The following is a 16,446-nucleotide window of genomic DNA, read 5'->3' on the forward strand; positions in this document are numbered from 1 at the left end:
ACGCTACTAGAACAGTGGCAGCGAGTAGCTGACGATCAGGCGGTTTTCGTCCTGATTGCGCTGGCCGGCAATGTCGTTGCGCCACATGGCGTTTTTCCAGGCCACGCCGACGTTCTTCAGTGGGCCTTCTGGTACGACGTAGGCAACAGTGATGTCACGTTCCCACTCGTTAGCGCCATTGGAGTTTGTAGCCCGTTGCGGCGTGCCGGTGTTACCACGGGTGTCGATATTGTCGCCACGCAGGTAAACCACACCAGCGGTCAGGCCTGGTACGCCGATTTTGGCAAAGTCGTAAGCGTAGCGAGCTTGCCAAGTACGTTCGCCAGCACGGGCGAATTTGGCGATCTGAGAGTCAGTAGTCAGGTAAGCCGACGAACCGTCACCCTGGTTCAACCAAGGGAAGTCGCTGTTGCCGTTGCTGACTTGGTAACCACCACCGAAAGTGTGACCGGCAACGGTGTACAGGAACAAGCCGCTGTACAGGTTGTTATCAACTTTACCCTTGGTGATGGTGGCACCCGCGGCGTTAGTGCCGTAGTCACCCGTGGTGTAATAGTTCGCGTTGTTGCCGTTGGCACCGTCATCGCGGCTATTGAAGTAGCGCAAATCGGTTTTCAACACGCCAGGACCAATTGCCCAGTTGTGCAGCAGGCCCAAGAAGTGTTGCTTGTAGAACTGGTCTAGATTGCCGTAGTAGTACTGGGCAGTCAGGTCCTTGGTGATTTTGTAGTCACCACCGGCGTAGTAGAACTTGTTGCTATCGCGGCCAGCGGCTGTACGGCCGTTGGCACCTGCGATGGACAGGTTCTCAACGTTGCTGGAGTTACGACCCTTGGCCTTTTCGATCTGACCGGCAACCAGTGTCAGGTCTTTGATGTCGCCCGAAGTGATCTGGCCACCCTGGAAAGTCTGAGGCAACAGACGACCATCGTTGGTAACGATAACTGGCAGCTTGGGTTGCAGAGTACCCAGCTTCAGTTCGGTTTGGGAGATCTTGGCTTTAGCGGTCAGGCCCAGGCTGGAGTAGTTATCCACGGCTTCGCCATTGGACTTGCTCGGGAAAACCGTGCCGCCGTAAGAGCCAGCGTTGCCGTTCGAACGAGCGGTAGCGCCGTTGGTACCGCCGCCCGAATCCAGACGCACGCCCAGCAGGCCGATAGCGTCAAGACCGAAACCAACGGTACCTTGGGTGTAACCCGAGATGAAACGCAGGTCGAAGGCTTGGCCCCACTCTTCTTGCTTGTTTTGCGCGCCGGCCGCTTTGGTAGCGTCGTCACGGTTATCGGTGTTGATGTAAAAGTTACGCAGCCCCAGTGTTGCCTTGCTGTCTTCGATGAAACCGGCAGCGCCTGCTTGCTGAGCGATTGCGCCCAGGGCCACAGCGAGTGCCAAGGTGGACTTCTTCATGTACCGCTCCTCTCATTTCTAATTTTTGTATTTCTTTGGTCTCGGGTCTGACGCCCTCGATCCACAGATGCGCGATTAGCGCCAGATAGTGACTACCAAGTCAATCGTAACCTTGTATGTCTACTACCTTCGTCTAACCGCAGTTGATTTGGTCCCTGCAGGGTAATGAGTTTTTCATACACCCAAAAAGAATTGTTTCATTCTTTTTCATACGATTTGGGAATAAGCCTTTCGATGACGCGGGGAAGTCGGGTAGACGAACCGCTCCATAAGCTAATTCCTAAACGGTATTTATTAGCGCTTTTTTAGATCGAATAGTGTGACCGTACTGCTGCATACGTCACCCACGATCAAAAAGGCGACGCCATCATGGCCAAACGCACATCCTCCCGTCAATTTGTTACAGTTTTTGTGTCACTAATACTTTCTTTTGGTGTCAAAGCGGCCGATTTGACCATCGGCTACCAAACTGGCATCGATCCCAGCAAAGTCCCACAGGCCGATGGCCTATACGAAAAGGCCATTGGCGAGAAGATCGCCTGGCGCCGGTTCAACAGTGGGCCGGAAGTCGTAACGGCTATCGCCTCCGGCGATGTGCAAATCGGCAACCTCGGTTCCAGCCCCCTCGCTGCGGCGGCCTCGCGCAATCTGCCCATCGTCGCGTTTATCGTATCGGCCCAGATCAACACTTCTGAAGCCTTGGTGGTGCGTAACGGCAGCGGCATCGAAAAACCCGAAGACCTGGTCGGCAAGACCATCGCCACGCCTTTTGTCTCCACCTCTCATTACAGCCTGCTCGGCGCACTGAGGCACTGGGGCCTGGACACCAGGCAAGTCAAGGTAGTGAACCTGCAGCCGGCCGAAATTGCCGCCGCGTGGAAACGTGGCGACATCGACGGTGCATTCGTGTGGTCGCCGGCCCTGGGCGAAATCCGCAAGACCGGCAAGACCCTGACAGACGCGGCCCAGGTGGGTCAGTGGGGCGCGCCGACGTTTGAAGTGTGGGTGGCGCGCAAGGATTTTGCGCAAAAACATCCTGACGTAGTGGCCAAGTTTGCCAAGGTCACGCTGGACGCTTTCGCCGACTATGCCGCCCATAAAGAGCAATGGACAGTGGATTCGGAGCCGGTGCAGAAAATCGCGAAACTGACAGGTTCAAACGCCGCCGATATCCCAGAGCTGTTGGCCGGTACCACGTTCCCGGATGCGCAGGCACAGCAAACTGGCGCGCTGCTAAAGGGCGGCACGGCGAAGGCGATTGGGGAGACGGCGAAGTTCTTGAAGGAACAAGGAAAGGTTGAGGCAGTGTTGCCAGACTATTCAGGGTACGTGACCGATAAATTCGTCAAACCCTGAACCCTGTAGGAGCCGGCTTGCCGGCGATGCTAGCGACTCGGTCTTGCACATAACCGAGGCGATGCAATCGCAGGCAAGCCAGCTCCCACAAGAGCCGGCCTTGCGGTAAGTCAGAGAGCCTTCTCGAAAATCTTCGAATTACGCTGATAGTTGTACAGCGAAGCCCGCGCCGACGGCAAACGGTCCACACTGCTCGGCACAAAACCCCGCTCACGGAACCAGTGGGCGGTGCGTGTGGTGAGGACAAACAGAGTCTTCAACCCTTGGGCCCTGGCACGTGATTCGATACGCTCCAGCAACACATCACCGCGCGCGCCGTGGCGATATTCCGGGTTCACTGCCAGGCACGCCAGCTCGCCCGCATCCGAATCCGCGATCTGGTACAGCGCCGCGCAGGCGATGATCATGCCTTCGCGCTCCACCACGCTGAATTGCTCGATCTCGCGCTCCAATACTTCCCGCGAACGGCGCACCAGGATGCCCTGCTCTTCCAACGGGCTGATCAGGTCGAGCAAACCACCAACGTCTTCAATCGCTGCTTCGCGCACCAGTTCGAATTGCTCCTGGGCCACCAACGTGCCGCCGCCGTCGCGGGTGAACAGTTCGGTGAGCAACGCGCCGTCTTCGGCGTAGCTGACAATATGACTGCGCCCTACTCCGCCACGGCAGGCCTCGGCGGCCGCATCCAACAACTCAGCCTGGTAGTTGCTGCTGCCCAGGCGCTGCAGGTGCGCAGGCACTTGTTGCGGGCGCAGTTCGCGCACCAGGCGACCGTTTTCATCGATCAGGCCCATGTCTGCGCCAAACAGCAGCAGCTTGTCGGCACCCAGGTCGATGGCAGCGCGGGTGGCGACGTCCTCGCAGGCCAGGTTGAAGATCTCACCCGTGGGTGAATACCCCAGCGGCGAAAGCAGCACGATGGAGCGCTCGTCCAGCAGGCGATTGATACCCTTGCGGTCGACGCGGCGCACTTCGCCGGTGTGGTGGTAGTCCACGCCTTCCAATACGCCGATAGGACGCGCGGTCACCAGGTTGCCACTGGCCACCCGCAGGCGCGAACCCTGCATTGGCGACGACGCCATGTCCATGGAAAGGCGCGCTTCAATGGCGATACGCAGTTGGCCGACCGCGTCGATCACACACTCCAGCGTGGCTGCATCAGTGATGCGCAAGCCTTCGTGGTAAGCCGGGGTCAGGCCACGCGCTTCAAGGCGTGCCTCGATCTGTGGGCGCGAGCCGTGGACCAGCACCAGTCGCACACCGAGGCTGTGGAGCAACACCAGGTCGTGGACGATATTGCCGAAGTTGGGATGCTCCACGCCATCGCCAGGCAGCATGACAACGAAGGTGCAGTCCCGGTGGGCGTTGATGTACGGCGAAGCGTGACGAAGCCAATTAACGTAGTCGGGCATTGAACCTGGGCCTGTAATAAAAAGCAGCCGAAAAAGGATGAGTCGTGAAAACGCACAGCTGGCTGATGGTTATCGTCGGAACAGGCTTGGCGACACGCTCACTCTCCTTCTATGTACGAACAGGCAGGGGTTAATTTATGCAGGCTTCAGGCAGTAATGTTCGATCAGTTCCCGCAATAGACGCACTGTAGGCGTCAAGCGTGACATTTCGAGGTACTCGCCCGGCTGGTGGGCGCATGCGATGTCGCCGGGGCCCAGCACCAGGGTTTCACAACCCAGGCGCTGAAGATAAGGCGCTTCGGTGCCGAACGCTACTGCTTCGGCACGATGGCCGGTCAATCGTTCCGCAACCCGCACCAGTTCGGCATCTTCCGGTTGCTCGAAAGGGGGGACCGCGGGGAACAGTGGCGCGTAGTCAATCTTGACCTGATGGCGCTCGGCGAGCGGTTCAAGCTTCTGCCGGATCGCGGCGCGCAGCACCTCGGGATCCATGCCCGGCAAAGGCCGCAGATCAAACTCCAGGGAGCACTGGCCGCAAATGCGGTTGGGGTTGTCACCACCGTGGATACAGCCAAAGTTCATGGTTGGCTGCGGCACGCTGAATTGCGGGTTACGGTACTCGCGCTGCCAGGCCAGGCGCAGGCCGCGCAATTCGCCGATGGCGTCGTGCATGGCTTCGAGCGCACTGTGGCCCAGGCTTGGGTCCGACGAATGGCCACTTTGGCCAAGGATGTCGATGCGTTCCATCATCACACCTTTATGCAGGCGAATCGGCCTGAGCCCGGTCGGCTCGCCGATCACCGCTGCGCGGCCCAGCGGGCGCCCCGCCTCGGCCAGCGCACGCGCACCGGACATGGAGCTCTCTTCATCGCAGGTCGCGAGGATCAGCAGCGGCTGCTTGAATGGCTGTTCCAGCAGCGGTAGCACGGCGTCGATGACCAGGGCGAAAAAACCCTTCATGTCGCAACTGCCCAACCCTACCCAGCGGCCGTCAACTTCTGTCAGCTTGAGCGGATCGGTCTTCCACAGCGCGGCGTCATAGGGAACGGTGTCGCTGTGGCCCGCCAGCACCAGGCCACCAGGACCACTGCCGAAGCTGGCCAGCAGGTTGAACTTGCCGGGGCTGACGGTCTGGATGTCGATGGAGAACCCCAAGTCGCCCAGCCAAGTGGCGAGCAAATCGATGACCGGGCGGTTGGTCTGGTCGAGAGACGCTTGGGTGCAACTGACCGAAGGCGCGGCAATCAATGCGGCGAACTGCTCTTTCATGGACGGTAACGGCATGCGCGGTCTCTCAACTTCCCGGATGAGCCTCACTATAGAACCATCTGCACGACACAATAAACCGTTGCGGCACGTTGCCGGGCTCAGTCCTGTACACTGCACGACCTTGGCAGCCACTCTTTTCCCCGGCTGCGCTCCCGATCCTGGATTTTCCGGCCATGCAGAAAGAAACCGAAATCAAGCTCCGTGTCAGCCGCGAGACCCTCGCCGCGCTGCGTGAGCACCCGCTCCTGAAAAAACGCAACAAAAGTGGCTGGGAACGCCGTGAGTTGATGAACCAGTACTTTGACACCCCCGAACGCGACCTGGCCCAGGCCAAAGTCGCCCTGCGCCTGCGCAAGGACGGTGACGACATCATCCAGACCCTCAAGACCCGTGGCCAAAGCGTCGCCGGCTTGTCGGAACGTAACGAGTACAACTGGGAATTGCCCAAAGCCAAGCTGGATGTGAAGAAGCTCGACGGCGAATGCTGGCCCGAGCAACTGGCCGAGCTGGACAAAAAAACCCTCAAGCCGATCTTCACCACCGATTTCGTGCGTGAACGCGCCGAAATCGCTTGGGGCCGTGGCAAGGCCAAGGTGGTGATCGAAGCGGCCCTGGACCTGGGCCATGTGGTGGTCGGCAAGCAGAAGGAAGAAATCTGCGAGCTGGAACTGGAACTGCGCGAAGGCGAACCCGCCGCATTGCTGGAACTGGCCGCCGAACTGGCCGCGACCCTTGCGCTGATGCCATGCGACATCAGCAAAGCCGAACGCGGCTACCGCTTGTACGACGCCAGCAGCTACTCCCTGAGCCTACCGGCGCCGCAGTTGCACGCCGAAATGCCATTGGACGATGCCTTTGCCGCAATCATGTGGCACCTGCTGGGCAGCAGCCAGCGCCTGGCCGAGCAATACCGCTTCAACGGCCACTGGCGCCTGCTGCAAGACTGGGTCGACAACCTCGGCGAACTGCGCGCTCTGGTCGGCAGCCTCGGCCAGGCCGCACCGCGTCAATCCACCAGCGAACTGCGCAGCGCCCTCGATGCCCTGCTGGAAGACTGGCGCCCCCTGGTGCAGGCCGGCGACGACGATGAAGACATTCGCAAAGCCGCCCCCGAACAGTTCATCGACGAACTGAATGACGTGCGCTGGGGCCTGTTCTCACTGAATGCTTCGCGCTGGCTGCTGGCCCGCACCTGGACCGCTGACCGCAACGTACGTGGCAACCGCCAGGGCGCCGCGCAAATCACCAACTGGCTGCCACGCCTGCTGGCCGACGACGCCGTTGCCCTGCAACTGTCGCGCTACCAGCAACAGCCGGAAGACCTGGCTGAACAGTTGCCGCGCATCGAACGCATCCAGGCTTGGCTGCACCATGCGCGTCAGGTGGTCGACATCCCGGAACTGGACCGTCTGTATGGCGAGCTGAACAAGTTGGCGCAACTGGCCAACCAGCCGATCACCGATGAGTCGCTGGATGCGCGGATGCATCAGGCGATTGCGGTGTATCAGAACCGCGCGTGGAAGACATTGCTGCGTCTGTGATATCGCTATCGCGGGCAAGCCCGCTCCCACAGTGGCATGCATTGCCCTGTGGGAGCCGGGCTTACCCGCGAGACGCCAACTCGGTCAGCGCAATACTGGCAGGCTGGTGGTGGACTTGATCTCGGACAACGCCACAATCGAGTTGACCTCCTGAATCCCCGGCACCATCGACAGCTTCTCAAAGAAAAACCGCTCATACGCCTCAATGTCCGAGGTGACGATGCGCAGCAGAAAATCCACCGCCCCCATCAGCACATAACACTCCAACACTTCCGGAAACCCACGAATTGCGTCGGTGAACTCGTTGAAGTTGGAACGGCCGTGGGCGTTGAGTTTTACCTCGGCGAAAATCTGCGTATTGAGGCCGATCTTCTTGCGGTCCAGCAAGGTGACCTGGCCGCGAATCACGCCCTCTTCCTTGAGCCGCTGGATCCGCCGCCAGCACGGCGACTGAGACAGGCCCACCTGTTCGGCGACCTGCGCGCTGGAGAGCGAGGCATCTTCTTGCAACAGGGCCAGGATACGGCGGTCATAGACGTCCAACTCACTGTGCATACAAATACCCTCTATCGCGCCAATATTGAATTGAATGATTCGATTAATCGACAATACGGCTCATCTTAGATAAGAAATCTCCCGGCACGCATGTGAAAATTTCTCCCATCAAGTTTGGAGAGCCCGCATGCACGCCGTCGACACCACCCACCCGGCTACCCGCGTTGATGCGTGGGCCGTCAACAGCGCCCATTGCCAGGCGCACTACGAGATCCTCGCCGAGGCGGAGCCGGACGTGTTGTGCCGGGTGCTCAACTTTTTCGCCCTGCAATTCCTCACGCCGCAACAGGTCACGGTGAACCGGGAAGACGACCTGCTGCACATCGACATCGTCATGGATGGCTTGAGCTGGCACCGCGCGCAGGTGATAGGTGAAAAGATTCGAAACCTGATCAGCGTTTGTACAGTGGACGTGTGGTCGGCTGATTCCATGGGGCCTCAGGCGGTGGTGGCCGTTGCCCAGTAAAAACCTGCAATACACGCTGGGAGGAGGATATTCAGCGGCTGGCTAGCCTGTGATTTGTACCCACTGCTACCCAGGAAAACCTGCATGCCTGTCGACCAACGATTGGAACTGCATCAGCTGTTGCCGGCTTTGGTCGAAGGGCGACTCATCCCCCCCGACATTGCGCAACGCTTGCTGGCGTTACCGGCCAGCAACACCCAGCATCCGCTGGAGACCATCGCAGCCCATGGCCCCGACCTGGAAACCCTGACCGCATGGCTCGCCCAGCATGCCGGGCAACCTTATCTGCGCATCGACCCGTTGAAGATCGATGTGGCCGCGGTGGTGCCGTTGATGTCCCACGCGTTCGCCCAACGCCATGCCATCCTCGCGGTGGCGGTAGACGCCCACACGGTTACCGTCGCGAGCGCCCAGCCCCTTGTCTCCAGTTGGGAAGCCGGGCTCGCGCAGGTGCTCAAGCGTTCGATCAAGCGCGTAGTCGCCAACCCCCAGGACATTGCGCGCTGTATCAGCGAGTTCTACCGTTTGGCCAAGTCCGTCAGCGGTGCCGACCAAAAGGTCGCGGCGCCTGGCAATGTCGAATGGCTCAACCTCGGCGCCGGCGAGCAAGAGCCGGATGCCAATGACGCGCATATCGTCAATATCGTCGACTGGTTGTTGCAGTACGCCTTCGGCCAGCGCGCCAGTGATATCCACATCGAGCCGGGCCGTGAACAGGGCCGCGTGCGCTTTCGCATTGATGGGTTGCTGCATGACGTCTATCAGTTTCCGCCCCAGGTCACCATGGCGGTGGTCAGCCGCCTGAAAAGCCTGGGCCGCATGAACGTAGCGGAAAAACGCAGGCCCCAGGATGGCCGCATCAAGACTAAAAGCCCTGCGGGGGCGGAGGTAGAGCTACGCCTGTCAACCTTGCCCACGGCGTTTGGCGAAAAACTGGTGATGCGGATTTTCGACCCGCAGGTGCTGCTCAAAGGCTTTGACCAACTGGGCTTGTCGGTGGATGACCAACAGCGCTGGCACGCAATGACGAGCCAGACCAACGGTATCATTCTGGTCACTGGCCCGACCGGTTCGGGCAAGACCAGCACCCTCTACAGCACGCTCAGGCAATTGGCGACCCGGGAGGTCAACCTGTGCACAGTTGAAGACCCGGTCGAGATGGTCGAGCCGGCGTTCAACCAGATGCAGGTGCAGCACAACATCGACCTGACCTTTGCGGCCGGCATCCGCGCCCTGCTACGCCAGGACCCGGACATCATCATGGTCGGCGAGATTCGCGACCAGGAGACCGCCGAAATGGCGATCCAGGCCGCGTTGACCGGGCACCTGGTGCTGTCGACCCTGCATACCAACGATGCACCCAGCGCGATCAGTCGCTTGCAGGAATTGGGCATCGCTCATTATTTGATCAAAGCGACGTTGCTGGGCGTGATGGCGCAGCGATTGGTGCGGGTGTTGTGCCCTCACTGCAAGCGTGCACGGGGTGACGTCCACGAGGCCGTCGGATGTGTCGAATGTCGACACAGTGGTTACCGCGGGCGGGCCGGCGTTCACGAAATCATGGTGTTGAACGATGCGATCAAGGCACTGATCACGCCGGGTGCCGACGTGCAGGCCCTGCGCCAGGCGGCAATCGCCCAAGGCATGTGCAGCCTGCGCAGGGCTGGCCTGCAAAAAGTCGAGGCGGGGCTGACCACGATGTCGGAAGTAGTGCGCGTGACACCCGGGGATTCAGTAACAAATCCTTTGTTTGTTACTCGGTGAAACCGTTCTTATCGATGACAACACCGTTACAATCGGCCGACGTCGTTTCACTGACACCATCAGATAGGGAATCGCTATGCAGATCGGAACCGTACTGCTTCTTTTCGTGGGCTTGGCCATCGCCATCCTGTTCATGGGCTTCAAGGTCGTCCCCCAGGGTTATCAATGGACGGTCGAGCGTTTCGGCCGCTACACCAACACCCTGAAGCCTGGCCTGAACATCATCATCCCAGTCATGGATCGCATCGGTCGCAAGATCAACGTGATGGAAAGCGTGCTGGATATTCCGCCCCAGGAAGTCATCACCGCCGACAACGCCACTGTGCAGATCGACGCCGTGTGCTTCTTCCAGGTCGTCAACACTGCCCAGGCGGCCTATGAGGTCAACAACCTCGAACACGCCATCCGCAACCTGCTGCAAACCAACATCCGTACCGTGCTCGGCTCCATGGAGCTGGATGCGATGCTCAGCCAGCGTGACGGTATCAACGAAAAACTGCTGAAAACCGTGGACGAAGCGACCGCGCCGTGGGGCATCAAGATCACCCGTATCGAGATCAAGGACATCAGCCCGCCCGCCGACCTGATGGCCGCCATGTCCGGCCAGATGAAAGCCGAACGGATCAAGCGTGCGCAAATCCTCGAAGCCGAAGGCCTGCGCGCCTCGGCGATCCTGACCGCCGAGGGTAAAAAGCAGGCGCAGATCCTTGAGGCGGAAGGTAGCCGGCAGGCAGCGTTCCTTGAATCCGAAGCCCGTGAGCGCCAGGCCGAAGCAGAAGCGCGTGCGACACAGGTGGTGTCGGAGGCGATTGCGTCAGGCAACGTGCAGGCGGTCAACTACTTCGTCGCGCAAAAATACATCGACGCACTGGGCAAGCTGGCCTCGGCCAACAACAGCAAGGTCATCCTGATGCCGCTGGAAGCGAGCCAAGTCATCGGCGCGGTCGGCGGTATTGGCGAGATCGTCAAGGCAACGTTCGACAACAAGAAAGGCTGAGGCCAGCGCCATGTGGGATTTCCTGCAGCATTTGTCGTTCTGGGATTGGCTGGCACTGGGTACCGTGCTGTTGATTCTCGAGGTATTTGGCGCTGGCGGTTACCTGTTGTGGATGGGTATCGCAGCGGCCGCCGTAGGCGTGATCAAGTTCCTGGTGCCGCCCTTGGGGCTGGAATGGCAGCTCCTGCTGTTCGCCGTGTTGTCGATCCTGACAGCGGTGTACTGGTGGAAGCGCCAGCGCAGCAGCGCCAAGGCCAGCGACCAACCGGGGCTGAACGAGCGGGGCTCGGAGCTGATCGGCCGCACCTTCATGGTGCACCAGGCCATCGTCGATGGGCGGGGCAAGGTAAAAGTCGGCGATGGCGTGTGGATGGTGACCGGCCCGGACAGCCCTGTAGGCGCTCAAGTCCGGGTGGTTGGCCAGGAGGGCGTGGTTTTGAAGGTAGAAACTGTTTAGTCAGTGATGGAACTCGGTTGGCTTATCTACAATCATAAAGTACAGATAACCCACCCGGAGTCACCCATCATGCGTCTCAAATATGCTGTCGCAACCCTTGCTGTGCTTTCACTCCCTGTCGGTTCAGCCATGGCCGACAGCTTCTGGCGCAATGTCATCTCGTCGGGTGCCACTACCGGCTCGACGTACCTGACCTTCAAGGACCACAAGCTGGTGGTCGCCGCGCAAGACGACGCAGGCAGCTTCGTTGCCAGCGACGGCGGCATCCGTGGCCCGTACCTGGAAGCCGCGATGCAGAAAGTCCGCGCCGACAACCCTGGCCTGCAGGCCACGGATATGGAACTGGCCAACGCCATCCTTGCGAAAAACGCAGTGACCGAATAACCGTTACCGAATATCACCAGCCCCAAGAAAAATGCCGCTTCACAGCGGCATTTTTTTGTCCGAAGGGCGACGATTCATTCACAGGCGACAGGCTATATTCAGTCAAGCCGTGCAACCATGCCGGTACTGATACCTTGCTTACTCATCGCCAATCTGAAACGGATGCCTTCGTCGTCATGAGCCAACAGCCCTTCCTGCCGTTTTCCAAACCCACCATTGATGAAGCCACCATTTCGGCAGTAGGCGACGTATTACGCTCAGGCTGGATCACCAGCGGGCCGAAAGTGCAGGCCTTCGAGGCACAGCTGTCGGAATACTTTGGCGGCCGGCCGGTGCGCACCTTCAACTCGGGCACTTGCACCATGGAGATTGCCTTGCGCATCGCCGGTATCGGCCCGGGTGATGAAGTCATCACCACGCCGATCTCTTGGGTTGCCACAGCCAACGTCATTCTGGAAGTGGGTGCTACGCCCGTATTTGCCGATATCGACCCGGTGACGCGCAATATCGACCTGGCCCAGGTAGAAGCTGCCATTACCCCGCGCACCAAGGCGATCATCCCGGTATACCTGGCCGGCCTGCCGCTGGACATGCCGATGCTGTATGCCCTGGCGAACAAGTACAACCTGCGCATCGTCGAGGATGCTGCCCAGGCGCTGGGTTCCAGTTGGGATGGCGAGCGTATCGGCGCCACTGGCGATTTTGTCTCGTTCAGCTTCCAGGCCAACAAGAACATCACGTCTTCCGAGGGCGGTTGCCTGGTATTGAACAATGCCGAAGAAGCGCGGCTGGCCGAGAAATATCGCCTGCAAGGCGTTACCCGCACCGGCTTCGACGGCCTGGACGTGGACGTGCTGGGCGGCAAGTTCAACATGACCGACATCGCCGCAGCCATCGGCCTGGGGCAATTTGCCCATATCGAGAAGATCACCGCGCATCGCCAGAACCTGGCGCGACACTATTTCAAATGCTTTGGCGGTGACTTTGAAGAACAATACGGCGCACAGTTGCCGCCGGCTGATTTCGAAAACAGCAACTGGCACCTGTTCCAGCTCGTGCTGCCGGAGCGTCAGGACGGCCTGCCTGCCCGCGCGACCTTCATGGAGCAGATGCAGGCTCATGGCGTAGGCATTGGCTATCACTACCCGCCGATCCACCTGCTGAGCCTTTATCGGGCACAGGGGTTCAAGGAAGGCATGTTCCCGGTGGCGGAGAGGGTTGGGCGTTTGATCGTGTCGCTGCCGATGTTTACGGCGATGACAGAGGCGGATGTGGAGCGATCGGTAGCGGCAGTCAAAGCGGTGCTCAAGGCCGGCTAACCACAACCAACTGTGGGAGCTGGCTCGCCTGCGATTGCGTCACCTGGGTATCACTGATACACCAAGGTGCCCGCAACGCAGGCGAGCCAGCTCCCACATTGTTTTGAGCCGTTGTAGCCCTTGGCGTTTACTCGCCGATGGCGGCTTTGTAGCCAGCGGCATCCAGCAGTTTTTCCAGGTCAGCCGGGTTGCTTGGCTTGAGCTTGAAGATCCACGCGCCGTACGGGTCGGAGTTCAGCAGCTCAGGGCTACCACCCAGCTCTTCGTTGACGGCGATCACTTCGCCTGCAACCGGGGCGTAGATATCCGAAGCGGCCTTGACCGACTCAACCACACCCGCCTGATCTGTCGCGCCAAACTGGGCGCCAACTTCGGCCAACTCAACGAATACCACGTCACCCAACGCTTCCTGAGCATGGTCGGAAATACCGACGGTCACGGTGCCGTCAGCTTCCAGGCGCGCCCATTCGTGGCTTTCGGCAAAACGCAGGTCGGCAGGGATATCGCTCATAGTCTGTGTCCTCAAGAAGTAATGTCAGCGGCCATTGGCCTGCCGGAAATAGGTTAGATCAAGGTTTTGCCATGGCGCACGAAGGTCGGTTTGACCACTCGAACCGGGTACCACTTACCGCGGATTTCCACTTCGGCCCGATCAGCGGTTGCCGTCGGAACACGCGCCAGGGCAATGGATTTGCTCAGCGTAGGAGAGAAACTACCACTGGTGATCTCCCCTTCGCCAATATTGGCGATACGAACCACCTGGTGAGCGCGCAAAACCCCGCGCTCTTCCAGTACCAGCCCGACCAGTTTCCACTGCACGCCGGCGGCTTTTTCCGCTTCCAGCGCGGCACGACCAATGAAATTGCGCTCGACAGGCTCCCAGGCGATGCTCCAGGCCATGTTCGACGCCAAGGGCGAAACATCCTGATGGATATCCTGGCCGTACAGGTTCATGCCGGCTTCCAGGCGCAGGGTATCGCGGGCGCCGAGGCCGATGGGTGAAATACCAGCGCCCACCAGGTCGTTGAAAAAGCCCGGCGCCTGATCGGCCGGCAAGACAATCTCCAGGCCGTCTTCGCCGGTGTAGCCCGTACGAGCGATAAACCAATCGCCATCGGCCTGAGCCTCGAAGGGCTTGAGCTGGTGAATCAGGGTGCCGCGAGACTGGGTCACCAACTCGGCAATCTTCTGCCGGGCGTGGGGCCCCTGGATGGCCAGCATGGCCAACTCGGACCGCTCATGCAGGTGCACCTGATAGTCGCCCAGTTGCGCGTGCATCCAGGCGATGTCCTGATCGCGGGTGGCAGCATTGACCACCAGCCGATAGGCCGCCTCGGTGCGGTAGACAATCATGTCGTCCACCACGCCGCCCTTTTCGTTGAGCATGGCGCTGTACAACGCACGGCCGCAGCCATGCAGACGTTCGACATCATTGGCCAGCAGGTGCTGGAGCCATTCCTTGGCCTGGGGGCCGGTGACATCGATCACGGTCATATGAGATACATCGAACACCCCGCAGTCGCGTCGCACCTGATGGTGCTCTTCAACTTGCGAGCCGTAGTGCAAAGGCATATCCCAACCGCCAAAATCGACCATTTTCGCGCCGAGGGCGAGATGCAGGTCATACAGAGGCGTACGCTGTCCCATGGGTTTCTCCTTCCGGGCTTGGCGAAGGTGCGCAGCCTTGCCGTTCGTGCCGGACACCTTGAATTACAAGGCCTGCAGCCACGCCCAGCGACTCGATCCGAAAGACGGACCGCACCGAATGCCGCGCATTGTAGCTGCAAGCCGTAGGACTGGCACCTAACCGATTTGCCGGGCGGAGCGTCGGATCAGCCCGATCACCGGTAACAGGCCCACAAGCACCAGGGTCAACGCCGGCAAAGAGGCCCGTGCCCACTCGCCTTCGCTGGTCATTTCAAAGATCCGCACCGCCAGGGTGTCCCAGCCAAATGGGCGCATCAGCAGGGTAGCGGGCATTTCCTTGAGCACATCGACAAACACCAGCAGCGCCGCGCTCAAGGCCCCCGGCATCAGCAACGGTAGATACACTTTGCAAAACAGTCGTGGGCCACTGACGCCAAGACTGCGTGCAGCCTCCGGCAAGGACGGCCGGATACGCGCCAGGCTATTTTCCAGCGGCCCATAGGCCACCGCCAGGAAACGCACCAGATAAGCCAGCACCAAGGCCGACAGGCTGCCTAACAGCAACGGCTTGCCCGCACCGCCGAGCCAACCGGACAGCGGCACCACCAGTTCACGGTCCAGGTAGCTGAACGCCAACATGATCGACACTGCCAGCACCGAGCCCGGCAGCGCGTAGCCGACATTGGCTAGGCTGATGCCGGAGCGGATCGCGCGGGTCGGCGCCAGGCGATTGGCGAAGGCCAGCACCAGTGCCACGCTGACGGTAATCAAGGCGGCGATACCCCCCAAGTAAAGGGTATGGATGATCAAGCCGGAATAACGCTCGTCCAGATCGAAGCGGCCGCGCTGCCAGAACCAGGCCACCAGTTGCAGCATCGGGATGACAAAGGCGCAGGCGACCACCAACCCACACCAGCTCGTGGCCGCTGCAGCCTTGAGTCCGCGCAGGTGATACAGCGCCCTGCCCCGTGGTCGCTCATTGCTCGGTCGGCTCGCGCCCCGGGCACGCCGCTCGCCATACAACACCAGCATCACCACCAGCAGCAACAGGCTGGCCAATTGGGCGGCGCTGGAAAGGCTGAAAAAGCCGTACCACGTCTTGTAGATGGCCGTGGTGAACGTGTCGAAGTTGAACACTGAAACCGCGCCGAAATCCGCCAGGGTTTCCATCAGCGCCAGCGCCACTCCGGCACCAATCGCCGGCCGTGCCATGGGCAGGGCCACGTGCCAGAACGCTCGCCAGGGTGATTGCCCAAGCACCCGCGCCGCTTCCATCAAGCCTTTGCCCTGTGCCAGGAATGCGGTGCGCGCCAGCAAGTAGACGTAGGGGTAGAACACCAGCACCAGCACGATGATCACACCGCTGGTGGAACGCACCCGCGGCAGCCTCAAGCCGGAGCCGAACCATTCGCGCAGCAGGGTTTGCACAGGCCCTGAGAAGTCCAGCAGGCCGACAAACACGAACGCCAGCACATACGCAGGAATGGCGAAAGGCAGCATCAGCGCCCAGTCGAGCCAGCGACGGCCGGGAAACTCGCAGAGGCTGGTCAGCCAGGCCAGGCTGACACCCAGCACAGTCACGCCGACACCGACACCCACCACCAGGGTCAGCGTATTGCCCAGCAAGCGCGGCATCTGGGTTTCCCAGAGGTGCGACCAGATCTGGTTGTCGATACTTTGCCAGGACAGCAACAGCACGCTCAGCGGCATCAGCACCAAGGCGGCGACGGTAAAGACCGGCAGGTACCAACGGCGTTGGGCGGGGTGGGCCAAAGGTTATTCTCAGTGGATGAATATCTTGAAGTCGCCGCTAGCCAATGTGGGAGCTGGCTAGCCTGCGATGCAGACACCTCGGTATATCCGTGTCATACC

The 16,446-nt window shown here is 60.2% G+C and carries 15 protein-coding genes; 8 read left to right on the forward strand and 7 right to left on the reverse strand.

The features are described 5' to 3' along the window. Window positions 1–6: 6 nt before the first annotated feature. Window positions 7–1,407 carry an OprD family porin gene (locus ATH90_RS27370; RefSeq protein WP_069078514.1) on the reverse strand — a complete coding sequence of 467 codons (1,401 nt, stop codon included), beginning with the start codon at window positions 1,405–1,407 and terminating at the stop codon, window positions 7–9. A gap of 369 nt (window positions 1,408–1,776) precedes the next feature. Here ATH90_RS27370 and tauA point away from each other — a divergent pair, with 369 nt between their 5' ends. Then, complete coding sequence (gene tauA, locus ATH90_RS27375) at window positions 1,777–2,763, forward strand: taurine ABC transporter substrate-binding protein (protein WP_034110103.1); 987 nt, start codon at window positions 1,777–1,779, stop codon at window positions 2,761–2,763. 110 nt (window positions 2,764–2,873) lie between these two features. On the opposite strand, the gene argA is transcribed toward tauA, so the two are convergent. After that, window positions 2,874–4,175: an amino-acid N-acetyltransferase gene (gene argA, locus ATH90_RS27380; protein ID WP_034110104.1), complete on the reverse strand. Its 1,302-nt coding sequence runs from the start codon at window positions 4,173–4,175 to the stop codon at window positions 2,874–2,876. 135 nt (window positions 4,176–4,310) lie between these two features. Further along, the gene (gene argE / locus ATH90_RS27385) at window positions 4,311–5,459 is read right to left on the reverse strand and encodes an acetylornithine deacetylase (RefSeq protein ID WP_098467542.1); all 1,149 of its coding nucleotides are present in this window, start codon (window positions 5,457–5,459) and stop codon (window positions 4,311–4,313) included. A gap of 158 nt (window positions 5,460–5,617) precedes the next feature. Here argE and ATH90_RS27390 point away from each other — a divergent pair, with 158 nt between their 5' ends. After that, complete coding sequence (locus ATH90_RS27390) at window positions 5,618–6,985, forward strand: CYTH domain-containing protein (protein ID WP_098467543.1); 1,368 nt, start codon at window positions 5,618–5,620, stop codon at window positions 6,983–6,985. An 84-nt stretch (window positions 6,986–7,069) separates the two neighbouring features. On the opposite strand, the gene ATH90_RS27395 is transcribed toward ATH90_RS27390, so the two are convergent. Then, window positions 7,070–7,540 (reverse strand): Lrp/AsnC family transcriptional regulator, encoded by a 471-nt coding sequence (locus ATH90_RS27395; protein WP_098467544.1) that lies wholly within the window; start codon window positions 7,538–7,540, stop codon window positions 7,070–7,072. Between the two features lie 127 nt (window positions 7,541–7,667). On the opposite strand from ATH90_RS27395, the gene ATH90_RS27400 reads away from it, so the two are divergent. The 6 genes from ATH90_RS27400 to ATH90_RS27425 all read left to right on the forward strand — a co-directional run bounded on the left by ATH90_RS27400 (window position 7,668) and on the right by ATH90_RS27425 (window position 12,927). Beyond that, window positions 7,668–8,006 carry a hypothetical protein gene (locus tag ATH90_RS27400; protein WP_098467545.1) on the forward strand — a complete coding sequence of 113 codons (339 nt, stop codon included), beginning with the start codon at window positions 7,668–7,670 and terminating at the stop codon, window positions 8,004–8,006. Between the two features lie 84 nt (window positions 8,007–8,090). Further along, complete coding sequence (locus tag ATH90_RS27405; protein ID WP_098467546.1) at window positions 8,091–9,770, forward strand: GspE/PulE family protein; 1,680 nt, start codon at window positions 8,091–8,093, stop codon at window positions 9,768–9,770. Window positions 9,771–9,846: 76 nt separating this feature from the next. Further along, window positions 9,847–10,767 carry an SPFH domain-containing protein gene (locus ATH90_RS27410; RefSeq protein ID WP_010207363.1) on the forward strand — a complete coding sequence of 307 codons (921 nt, stop codon included), beginning with the start codon at window positions 9,847–9,849 and terminating at the stop codon, window positions 10,765–10,767. Window positions 10,768–10,777: 10 nt separating this feature from the next. Then, window positions 10,778–11,224, forward strand: coding sequence for an NfeD family protein (locus ATH90_RS27415; protein ID WP_034110117.1), 447 nt, complete (start codon window positions 10,778–10,780; stop codon window positions 11,222–11,224). 69 nt (window positions 11,225–11,293) lie between these two features. Beyond that, the gene (locus tag ATH90_RS27420; protein WP_003176799.1) at window positions 11,294–11,608 is read left to right on the forward strand and encodes a DUF2388 domain-containing protein; all 315 of its coding nucleotides are present in this window, start codon (window positions 11,294–11,296) and stop codon (window positions 11,606–11,608) included. Window positions 11,609–11,784: 176 nt separating this feature from the next. After that, entirely contained in the window at window positions 11,785–12,927 is a 1,143-nt protein-coding gene (locus ATH90_RS27425; RefSeq protein ID WP_069078521.1) for a DegT/DnrJ/EryC1/StrS family aminotransferase, read from the forward strand. A 127-nt stretch (window positions 12,928–13,054) separates the two neighbouring features. On the opposite strand, the gene gcvH is transcribed toward ATH90_RS27425, so the two are convergent. From gcvH to ATH90_RS27440, 3 genes are all read right to left on the reverse strand, one after another. Then, entirely contained in the window at window positions 13,055–13,438 is a 384-nt protein-coding gene (gene gcvH / locus ATH90_RS27430; protein WP_034110119.1) for a glycine cleavage system protein GcvH, read from the reverse strand. A gap of 53 nt (window positions 13,439–13,491) precedes the next feature. Beyond that, window positions 13,492–14,574, reverse strand: coding sequence for a glycine cleavage system aminomethyltransferase GcvT (gcvT, locus tag ATH90_RS27435; protein ID WP_098467547.1), 1,083 nt, complete (start codon window positions 14,572–14,574; stop codon window positions 13,492–13,494). A gap of 156 nt (window positions 14,575–14,730) precedes the next feature. Beyond that, entirely contained in the window at window positions 14,731–16,347 is a 1,617-nt protein-coding gene (locus tag ATH90_RS27440) for an ABC transporter permease (RefSeq protein WP_098467548.1), read from the reverse strand. Window positions 16,348–16,446 lie beyond the last annotated feature (99 nt).

The sequence above is a fragment of the Pseudomonas lurida genome (assembly GCF_002563895.1).
Taxonomy (GTDB): Bacteria; Pseudomonadota; Gammaproteobacteria; order Pseudomonadales; family Pseudomonadaceae; genus Aquipseudomonas; species Aquipseudomonas lurida.